We start from the raw sequence: 10,488 nt of genomic DNA, 5'->3' as shown, positions 1-10,488 counted from the left end.
CTCTGAATAGTAGTTGGCCACCTTAATCATAAAGGATACGTCATGCGGGGAGCGGAACCCTGATTGTTTCTTTCGACCTAAAATGTTTGATTTTTGCATATTTACACCTTTTTAGGTGTAAACCTATTTCAGGACGTGACCACCAATGCAACGAAATCCGGCAAAAAGCGGCAAAACCGGCAGATTGGTTTTTCCACTTTTCGCCAGGATGGTAATTTAGCGGTAGATTGAAAAAAAATATAAAAAACACTAAGGGTAACAGCAGTATTTCTGTACTCTGTTATTATGCAGCACCTGAAAGACCTGATCCAACGTTACCTGAAAGGCAATGCTTCCCCCGAAGAAGCGGAAGCGCTCCATGAGTGGTATAACAGCTTCGACGACAGTGAAGTGCCCCTGCCTATGGAACCAGGGGAAGACCGCAACATGCTGGAACAACGGCTGCTCAACAGGCTGAGACCAGTTATGCAGCCACCTGAAAGTAAAAGGCTTCCTTTCTGGCGTTATGCGGCTGCCGCGGCGCTGCTGGCCCTGGTAGCAATATCCGGAACAATGCTGTGGCAGCACCGGTATTCATCTCCCCCAAAAAATATCATAGCAGGCAATACCCCGGCAGCGGATAAACCGCCTGCCAATAAAAAAGCCATGCTCACACTGGCCGATGGCAGCACTATCACCCTGGATGATGCTGCCAATGGGGCCATCGGCAAACAGGGCGGCGCCAGCGTTATAAAAAAAGAAAAAGGACAACTGGCTTACCAGGCCGGCGCCGCTACAGGTGCAGTAGTATACAATACCCTTACGGTGCCACGTGGTGGCAGGTACCAGCTGGTGCTGCCGGACGGCACCAATGTCTGGCTTAACTCAGCTACTTCGCTCCGCTATCCTACTACTTTCCGCGGTGGGGAAAGAAAAGTGATCCTGCAGGGACAAGCTTACTTTGAAATTGCTGCCAATGCCGCACAACCATTTAAAGTGCAGGCCGGTGAAATGGAAGTGGCCGTGCTGGGCACCCGCTTCGATATGATGGCCTATGCCGATGAGCCTACCATCAATGCGACCCTGGTGGATGGAAAAATAAAAGTACAGGATAAGATCCTGCAGCCTGGCCAGCAGGCAGTACTGGCACTGTCAGGCCACCGGCTTACAGTACGGGATGCCGATGTTGATAAGATCACCGCCTGGAAAAGCGGCCTTTTCGTGTTTAATAATATGGACCTTCCTACCATACTCCGGGAAATAGCCCGGTGGTATGATGTGGAAATAGTATACCAGTCCGCACCCGGTAAGGAACTCTATGGGGGCGGCATCAGCCGGAATCTTAGTTTGTCAGCCGTATTGCGTGTTTTGGAAGAAAACGGCACTAATCACTTTAAAACAGATGGAAATAAAGTAGTGGTATTACCGTAAAACCTGTAAAAAAAACATATGAAGTAACACATTGAACAATGAAAAAAGCCGGAGGTGGTGACACACCCCCGGCAGCAGCTTAGCATCCTGTAAGATCAGCGACGATCATTTAAGAATTCTAAACCTTATTAAAAGTATGCATTTAAAATTTAAGGAGATACCATTTCTCCCCAAGGGACTTTTATTAACCAAAATTTTGCGGGTTATGAAAATGACCACATGGCTTATCCTCGCTGCCTGCCTGCATGTAAGCGCCAGGAGTTTTTCACAGCAGGTTACCCTGTCGGTGAAAAATATGCCGTTACAGAAGGTGTTTGCAGAAATCATCCTGCAATCAGGGGCCACTATCGTTTACAATGAATCCGCCCTCAAAAACACCACCCCCGTTACCCTGCAGGTAAGCAATGCCTCTGTGCAATCCGTACTGGAACAATGCCTGCAACACCAGCCGGTAACATTTGCCATTAACAACGGCGTATTTGTGATCCGCCCAAAGCCAGTCCCCCCGCCGTCCCCGGCAGATACTACCGGCCGTATTACCGGAACAGTGCGTGGCCCCGATGGTACGCTGCTCCCTGGTGCTACGGTAATTGTAAAAGGCACCAGCAGGGGGAATGCCACTAATGCGGGCGGGCAATTCACCGTATCTGCCAATCCCGGTGAAACACTGGTAGTTACCTTCACCGGTTACGATAAGCAGGAACTGCCCGCCAGCAACGGTATGCAGGTAACCCTGCGCACTGCCAACAACCAGCTGGACCAGGTAGTGGTAGTAGGTTACTCAGACAAAAAGAAAAGCGAATTAACCAGTGCCGTTACCGTAGTAGACGCTGCAAAACTGAAAGACGTAACCACCAACGATGTAGGCACCATGCTGCAGGGCAAGGTAGCCGGTTTGCAGGTAGTGAGCAGCTCCGGCGTTCCCGGCGCAGCGGCAGAAATCCGTATGCGCGGTATTTCTTCTGTAAACGCTTCGCAAAGCCCGCTTGTGGTGGTAGACGGTATTATTGGCGGCAACTACGATCCTAACGATATAGAAAGCGTCACCGTATTAAAGGATGCCGGCGCTACTGCCATGTATGGCTCCCAGGCCAATGCCGGCGTCATTATCATCACCACTAAAAGGGCTACCACCGGTAAAATACAATTCCAGGCAAAAGTAACTACCGGGTTCCGCACACCGGACTTTGGCACTATGGATATGATGAATGGCAGCGAATTGTATGAACGCCAGAAAGAATATTACCGTGATTATATTCCCGGCGCTACCAACAATTCCTACAAAATAGACCTGCTGAAGTTTTATAATGAGCGCCCGCTTTCGTTGCGCGATCAGAATTATAACTGGCTGACAGATATGTTCCGCCGCGCGCCTATGCAAAACGTATACATCTCCGCCAGTGGCAGGTCTGAAAAATCAGATTATTACCTGGGCCTCTCTTACTACAATGAGAAAGGAACTTTTATGAATACCAACTACCAGCGGGTAAACCTGAGAGCCAATTCTACCTATCATTTTACAAAACGTATCAGCTTAACCAACAACATCAACCTCAGCGGATCTTTTGGTAAAACATACGACTACAATGATATGTACTATGCCTTCCTGAACATGCCCTGGGATAATCCTTACGACAGCTCCGGTAAAGCATTGTATGTAGATGGCAATTCCCCTTTTAAATGGTGGTCGCGCGATAAGGTGAATCCCATCCACACCATTAATAATTCAGAACATCCATACAAAAATTTTGATGTGAATTATGATATGGGGCTTAACATCGGCATCACCGACTGGCTTACCTTTACCAGCACCAACCGTCTTTCCCTGGGATACAATAAAAATAAAACCTGGTACTCACCGGATGTGGCAGGGCAGTATCATGGCACCGGTTTTCTCAATGAGTTAAGTACGCTTAACTATGGTTACATCTCCAACAACCTGTTGAAAGTAGATTTCCGTATGGGCGATCACCGGATCAGCGGCCTCGCTGGCGTAGCGTTTGAAGGCAGCAATACGGAACTGATGGGCGCCTCAGGCAAAGGACTGCCTGCCGGGTTAAAAGTATTGAATGTGGTAGCTAATAACCAACTGGTAAATGGTAGTATCAATGAAGCCATTATACAGTCGCTCATCTCACAGGTAAACTACAGTTACCTGGATAAATATTTCGTTACTGCATCTTTCCGTATAGATGGCTCTTCCAATTTTCCCTCCGCCAACCGCTGGGCGTCTTTCCCGGCTCTTTCAGCAGCATGGCTGGCCAGCAACGAAGATTTTCTGAAAGATAATCAGGTGTTCACTAACCTGAAACTCCGCGCCAGTTACGGGGTTACCGGTACACAGGATATCGGGTCATCGCGCTACCTGGCTTTGTTTGCATTAGATAACCAGTACAACGGGCAAACAGCGGCAACACCCTCCCAGCTGCCCAGCCCTGACCTCACCTGGGAAAGCAAATATCAATTGAACGGCGGTATTGATATCGGGTTGTTTAAACGCATAGACCTTAGTGTGGATGTATACAACAACATCACCAAAAACCTGCTGCTGCAGGTGTCCCAACCTTTATCAGTAGGTTTTGAAAAACGCTGGGAGAACGTGGGTGAGCTGGTGAACAACGGTGTGGAACTGGGTATCAGCTCTGTTAATATCCGCAGCCGCAGGTTCCAGTGGAATACTGATTTTAATATCAACTTCAACACCAACAAACTGCAGAAATTCCCGGCGAATATTATTAACACACAATCTACCTGGAGCATTTCACAGATCTACCGCAACGGCGGTAACCTCTATGAATTTTACATGCCCAAATGGTTAGGTGTGGATAAGCAAACCGGGGCGCCTTTGTGGGAAGTAGTGGACAAAGACGGCAACAGGTCGTCTACCTCCGACTACGCCAGCGCTACCTACCAGGAAGTTGGCTCAGCGTTGCCGAAATTCCAGGGTGGTATGACCAACACCTTCACCTACAGCGGTATTTCCCTGGGAGTGAATATCTACTTCCTGTCGGGCAACAAAGTATACAGCAATAACCTCCGCTTCGTGGAAAATGATGGCAATGAACCGTACTACAACCAGGTAAACCTGCCCAAAGGCAGCAGCACCTGGGCCAAGCCCGGCGATAATGCCACAGAGCCCAGTCCGCAGAACTCTGCCAACAGCACGCAAACGTCTACACGTTTCCTGAAAGACGGCAGCTTCTGGGCATTACGTAATATCAGCCTCAGCTATGAGCTGCCAAAGGCCCTCGTGAACAGGTGGCGACTGGATGGCATCACCGTTGGCTTTACTGCCGATAACGTGCATACGTTCACTAATTTCTTAGGGCAGGACCCGCAAACCACTATCACACCGGGAGCGCAGGTGATGCCAGGCGTATCGGATTTTAAATATCCCAACAACCGCCAGTACCTGTTCAACATTAATTTCAGATTTTAAAATGCCTGTCATGAGATCAGCGATTATAATATTAATACTATTGCCTGTGTTGTTATGGCAAACAGGTTGTATGAAAGATGTGAATCCAAGCGATGCCCTCACCACGGAAACCATTACCAGTTCCCCCGAAGGACTGAAAAATGCAGTGAACGGCGCCTATTCGCTGCTGAAGGATCATGTGGAGTTTAACGGCACAAAGGATGATAACAATATGTACCTGCGCCAGTATTTCCAGCTGTCAGATTTTGCCAGTGATGATATTGTATGCGGACAAACAACAGAAGATCCCCTGTTCTATAGTTTTTCGCTGGGCCATTCGCCCACGCAAACGAATGTGCGTTATTTCTGGTATATCTCTTACAAAATCATCAACGATGCCAACACCGTTATTGAAGCAGTAGAAAAGCAGGGTAACCCCGACGCCACTACGCAACAGATGCTGGGCGAATGCTATTTCCTGCGCGCTTTCAGCCATTTTAACCTGGTGAAATTATTTGCCATGCCCTATGCGCAAAATCCCGGTGCGCCCGGTGTGATCCTCCGTACTTCTACCAGTGATCCGGCACAAAAGGCCCGGTCGACCGTAGGGGAAGTATACGCACAGATCATTGCCGACGCCAGGAGAGGTGCGGACCTGATGTCGCAAAGCAGGGGACCTCAGTACGCCTCCCGTGAAGCCGCATGGGCACTGCTTTCCAGGGCATATCTTTATGAAGGAAATAACGACAGCACCACTTATTTTGCTTCACAGGTAATTTCATCCGGCCGCTTTTCTCTTACTACTGCCGCTACCTACCCGGATCTTTTTGCCAATGCTACCGCCGGTTCAGAAACTATTTTTTGTGTAGCCTTTACCCCTGTAGATGATTATGGTAAGTTTGGCTCTATCGCCTCCATGATCTATTCCAATGGAAACTCCGGTTGGGGAGAGGAGTTTGCCTCCGCTTCATTGAGGGATACCATGTCGGCTAACCCGGAAGATGTGCGCTGGAAATATATTATACCGCTTAAAGATGGTAGCGGTGTATTACAACAAAAAAATGGTATCGACATTTATTACATCTCCAAATTTTCCGGGCAGGGTGGAAGTCCTACTTTAAGTTCGCCTATTCTTTTCCGGCTTGCGGAAATGTACCTGAACAGGGCAGAAGCGTCGGCCAAAGCCGGCAAAACCGCTGCTGCACTGGACGACCTGGATATTATACGCAGCAACCGGGGACTATCAGGCGCTCTTTATCACCAGCAGCTGCCGATGGGTAAAACCGCGCTGGACGTGGTACTGAAGGAGAGAAGACTGGAGCTGGCCTTTGAAGGCCACCGCAGTTTTGATGTGTACCGCAATAAGAGGGCAATGAACAGAACCTACTGGGGCTATCATTTGCCGGGATTGAAGCAGTCGGATATCAATCCTGCTGTAAACCCTTCCGGTTACGCCGGTATGGTGATACAGCCCGATAACCCGAAGATCATCTATTACATCCCTATCGATGAAATAGAAACGAACAAACTGTGTGTACAGAATCCTTAAAACCACCCGATCATGCAAAAGAAACTGCTTTATATATTGTTGCTGCTCTGTGCAGCCACGGCCTGTAAAAAAGACGACAATAACCCGGCTCCACTGGTAGTATACACTATTGCCGTAGATGGCAACCAGGTTACATTTACCAATACTACTACCGGCGCTACCTCCTGGAAATGGGACTTTGGCGATGGCACCAGCTCCACAGAGCAAAGCCCCGTGCATGTTTACCAGGGCAAAGGAAAATATGTGCCTACGCTGTATGCCACTTCCGCTGCAGGGGTTACTGCAGAGGGATCTACCGTGATCCGTATTTCCAAAACCTCGCCGGTGAAACTGACAGACAATAGCCTGTCCGACTGGGACACCATCAGCCAGAATGTGATCGCTGCAGGTCCGGCCGGGGGCGTTTTCAAAAAGCTGAAGCTGGACTATGACGGGCAGAATGTTTATTTCTATGGAGAGATGACCGGCAAGTTATCCGACGGCACTATTTTCGATATGTATATCGACAGTGATAACAGTGCAGCTACCGGCTTACTCACCGCCCTGTTTACCGGCGCAGCCTACGATGTGTTGCTGGAAGGGCAACTGCTGCTGAAACAAAGCACTGCACCTATTCCGATGGCCATGTATTACCATAACGGGCCGCAAACCAGTTTCAGTTTTGATCAGCAATCGGGGACAGACTTTTTCACTATGGGCACCATTACAGAAACCGGTGGCATCGTGCGTTTTGAAGGAAAGCTGGACCGCTCAAAAATAAAGGGCCTTACGGGATCGGCTATACGGCTTGGTATGGTGGCCACCTCCAGCGACTGGGCCACCCAGCTGGGCACTATCCCTGATGAAGGCGCTGCCGCTTTTTTATTAAATATGCCGGAATAAATTATTAATTTAAGCGAACAAACAGGACAATGAGCCAAACCACCAATGTCAGCCAAAGATTGATTTCCCTGGATGTGATGCGCGGCCTTATCATGATTCTCCTGGCAGGAGAAAGCGCCCGTATCTATGAGTCGATAGCCCACCTGCACCCTACAGGTATCGGGGGAAGCCTGATACAGCAGTTTTTTCACCATCCATGGAACGGGCTGCGCGCCTGGGACCTGGTGCAGCCGGCCTTTATGACAATGGCGGGCGCCGCCATGTTTATCTCCTGGTATTATAAGACACAAAAAGGCGTTACCTGGTCACAAAATTTCCGGCATATAGCCCTGCGTTGTGTAAAGTTGTTTATATTTGGCACTGCCCTCCATTGCGTATATGCAGGAAGGTTAGTATGGGAGTTATGGAATGTGCTCACGCAGTTGTCGGTAACCACCCTGATCGCTTACCTCATTATACGCCGTTCCTTTGGTTTCCAGTTGGGTGTAAGCCTGTTGTTGCTGCTGGCAACCGATTTAATGTACCGGTTTGTTTTATTGCCCGGCTTCGAAGAGCCCTTTACACAGGGACATAACTTCGGGGCTTTTATGGATACTGTGCTGATGGGAAAGATCAATCCCGACGGATGGGTGACCATTAACTTTATACCCACTGCTGCACATACTATCTGGGGCGCGCTGGCGGGAAAGTTACTGATCAGCGACCGGTCGAAGGCGCAGAAAATAAAGATCCTGGTGACAGCCGGCGCAATTGGGCTCATAGCCGGCTTTGGGTTGGACCTCGCAGGTATTACCCCCATTATTAAACGGATTGCCACCACTTCTTTTACGCTGGCTTCCGGTGGATGGGTAATGCTAGTAATGGCCCTGCTGTACTGGCTCATAGATGTAAAACAAAATGTGCGCTACGCCTGGATAGCCACTGTGGTAGGTATGAACGCCATTTTTATTTACCTCTTCTTTGAAACAGTAGGAGGGCAATGGGTGAACCCCACCACCGGCATCTTTATAAAAGGATTTACCGCCCTGGCGGGAATCCCTGAAAGCATCCGGGACATCTTATCCGCCTTTGCCGTATTGGCACTGGAATGGGGCTTATGCTACTGGTTATATAAAAAGAAGATCTTCTTCAAATTATAAGCTATCTACTGAAACCCCCATGGAAAAAAAGCTCCGGTATCATTTACCGGGGCTTTTAATTTTTTTACCGGGAGACGTATATTTTTCCAATTTTATTATTTACCTTGATTCCGGTTTAATAATCAATCGCCAAAATCTTTAGTATCAAAGCGTGAACAATGGAAGAAGTAAATCTCTTCCACTATCATTTGTCAAAATCACTGTAATTAGCCTGCCACCTGGCAGCGTTACAGATATGTTATGTGTTTAAGCTACCTGTAAAGAATAATTGCCAATAAGGTTCCGGTTACATGAGTCATTCATCAGACATAGTATTGGTACAGCGTTTAAAGGAAGGCGATGCTTCAGCATATGATGCTTTGTTTTTAAAGTATCACAAGCTGCTTTGCCTGAATGCTTATTGGTTCCTGCGGAATGAAGCCGAAGCAAATGATCTTGTGCAAACTTTTTTCCTCGATATCTGGGACAAAAAGTTATACCTTCATTTTACCGGTGATATCAAAGGATACCTGCATCAGGCCATTAAGAACCGCTGCCTCACGCATCTTAAAAAACAGAAAGCAGAACTGGAAAATAAGGTGGCCTTCACGCAATTACAGGATAACTCCTGTATTACCAGCACAGAGGCTTCACCGGATTATTACAAACAGGTACTTACCGCTATTAATGATATGGCCGTACAAAAAAGATCGGCTATACAAATGGTATATATCCAGGGAAAGCGTTACCAGGAAGCAGCGGATGAAATGGGCATCAGTATCAATTCTTTCAAAACCCACCTGAAAAGGGGATTGAAAGTATTACGTCATGCAATTACTAATAAAGGGTATTAGCCCCCCGATTTGTTAACAATGGAGCAGGTACAGGAAAAAATATTTGAATTATATCTACAATATTTGTCGGGAACACTCTCTGCAGATGAAGAAGCCTATGTGCAGGAGATGTTGCAGCAGGATGCTCATTTTAAGATACAGTGGAACCAGCTTGAACAGGAAAGTATTACCCTTCATACAGATAAATACCTTGAGCAGATAGATTCAGCTGCCGCGCTCCGGCAGATCAGGGAAGAAAGGGGGGCACACCCGGTTACTCATCTTAAAAAGTGGCTGGCTGCCGCTGCTGTGCTATTGCTGGCGGGTAGCGGCGCCTGGTATTTCTTTGCCCGCACAGTTCCCGTAACATCTCCAACAGTAGTTATGCAGCAGCAAAAGCAACCGGTACGCCTGTTGCTGAGCAATGGTGAAAAAGTGGAGCTGAATAAAGACAGCGGCGCCAAAACCATTGCCCTCAACAATGTGACACTGAGCACCAGCAATGGCGCGCTTCAATATACTTCTGCCGATACAGTATTGAACACCCTGGATGTGCCTGCCGGCGAAAGTTATAAACTTACCCTCTCCGATGGTACCGAGGTATGGCTGAATGCCGCTACCAGGCTCCGTTTCCCTTTCCATTTTGGCCGTGCGGAAAGGGAAGTATATGTAGATGGGGAGGCTTATTTTAAGGTGGCCGCCAACGCGGATAAACCTTTCATAGTACACACCGCATTGACCAGCGTACAGGTATTGGGAACAGCTTTTAATATTAATACATACCAGGCCGGTACCGTGAAAACGGCCCTGGTGGAAGGCAGCGTGATTACCAAAGGAAAAATGAACGAGCGCCAGACCCTGCAACCGGGTATCCAGGCCGACTATAACACCGGCAAGGGATTTGTGACCAGCCACTTTGATGAAGAAGAAGTATTGGCCTGGCGTAGCGGGGTTTATTACTATCATCGTATGCCGCTTGCTACGCTGATAGCTACCGCTTCCCGCTTTTACGGGATGCGCTTTGTGCTGGACAAAAACAAAGAGGCGGGCCAGGTGGTTACAGGGCTGATGGACCGCAACCGGCTGGAAGATTTTCTCTCCGATCTTAAAACAACTGCACACATCGAATACCATTTATCAGGTAATGAAATTACCCTGAAATAAGATTTTCCTTCCCCTCAAAAAATATTTTTACTACTCCTTGTCACCCGTTTCCAGGAAAACGATGTAGTTGTGATGAAAGCATTTGTTACTGTCATTTGCTGTACCATCATTTTA

General features: G+C 48.0%; 7 protein-coding genes. All 7 read left to right on the top strand.

From position 1 onward, the window contains the following. Positions 1–285: 285 nt before the first annotated feature. The 7 genes from VIM72_RS22680 to VIM72_RS22650 all read left to right on the top strand — a co-directional run bounded on the left by VIM72_RS22680 (position 286) and on the right by VIM72_RS22650 (position 10,374). Positions 286–1,410 carry a FecR family protein gene (locus tag VIM72_RS22680; RefSeq protein WP_332005102.1) on the top strand — a complete coding sequence of 375 codons (1,125 nt, stop codon included), beginning with the start codon at positions 286–288 and terminating at the stop codon, positions 1,408–1,410. A 205-nt stretch (positions 1,411–1,615) separates the two neighbouring features. Further along, positions 1,616–4,849 carry a TonB-dependent receptor gene (locus VIM72_RS22675; protein WP_332005101.1) on the top strand — a complete coding sequence of 1,078 codons (3,234 nt, stop codon included), beginning with the start codon at positions 1,616–1,618 and terminating at the stop codon, positions 4,847–4,849. A gap of 10 nt (positions 4,850–4,859) precedes the next feature. Further along, positions 4,860–6,377: a RagB/SusD family nutrient uptake outer membrane protein gene (locus VIM72_RS22670; RefSeq protein WP_332005100.1), complete on the top strand. Its 1,518-nt coding sequence runs from the start codon at positions 4,860–4,862 to the stop codon at positions 6,375–6,377. 12 nt (positions 6,378–6,389) lie between these two features. Beyond that, a complete protein-coding gene (locus VIM72_RS22665) occupies positions 6,390–7,259 on the top strand; it encodes a PKD domain-containing protein (protein WP_332005099.1) in 870 nt (289 codons plus the stop codon). A gap of 29 nt (positions 7,260–7,288) precedes the next feature. Continuing rightward, complete coding sequence (locus VIM72_RS22660) at positions 7,289–8,398, top strand: DUF5009 domain-containing protein (protein WP_332005098.1); 1,110 nt, start codon at positions 7,289–7,291, stop codon at positions 8,396–8,398. Between the two features lie 290 nt (positions 8,399–8,688). After that, the gene (locus VIM72_RS22655) at positions 8,689–9,231 is read left to right on the top strand and encodes an RNA polymerase sigma factor (RefSeq protein ID WP_332005097.1); all 543 of its coding nucleotides are present in this window, start codon (positions 8,689–8,691) and stop codon (positions 9,229–9,231) included. A gap of 63 nt (positions 9,232–9,294) precedes the next feature. Then, a complete protein-coding gene (locus tag VIM72_RS22650) occupies positions 9,295–10,374 on the top strand; it encodes a FecR family protein (protein WP_332005096.1) in 1,080 nt (359 codons plus the stop codon). Positions 10,375–10,488: the final 114 nt, after the last annotated feature.

It is taken from the genome of Chitinophaga sp. (assembly GCF_036569185.1).
GTDB lineage: Bacteria > Bacteroidota > Bacteroidia > Chitinophagales > Chitinophagaceae > Chitinophaga.
This window is presented reverse-complemented; position numbering and strand designations above follow the sequence as displayed.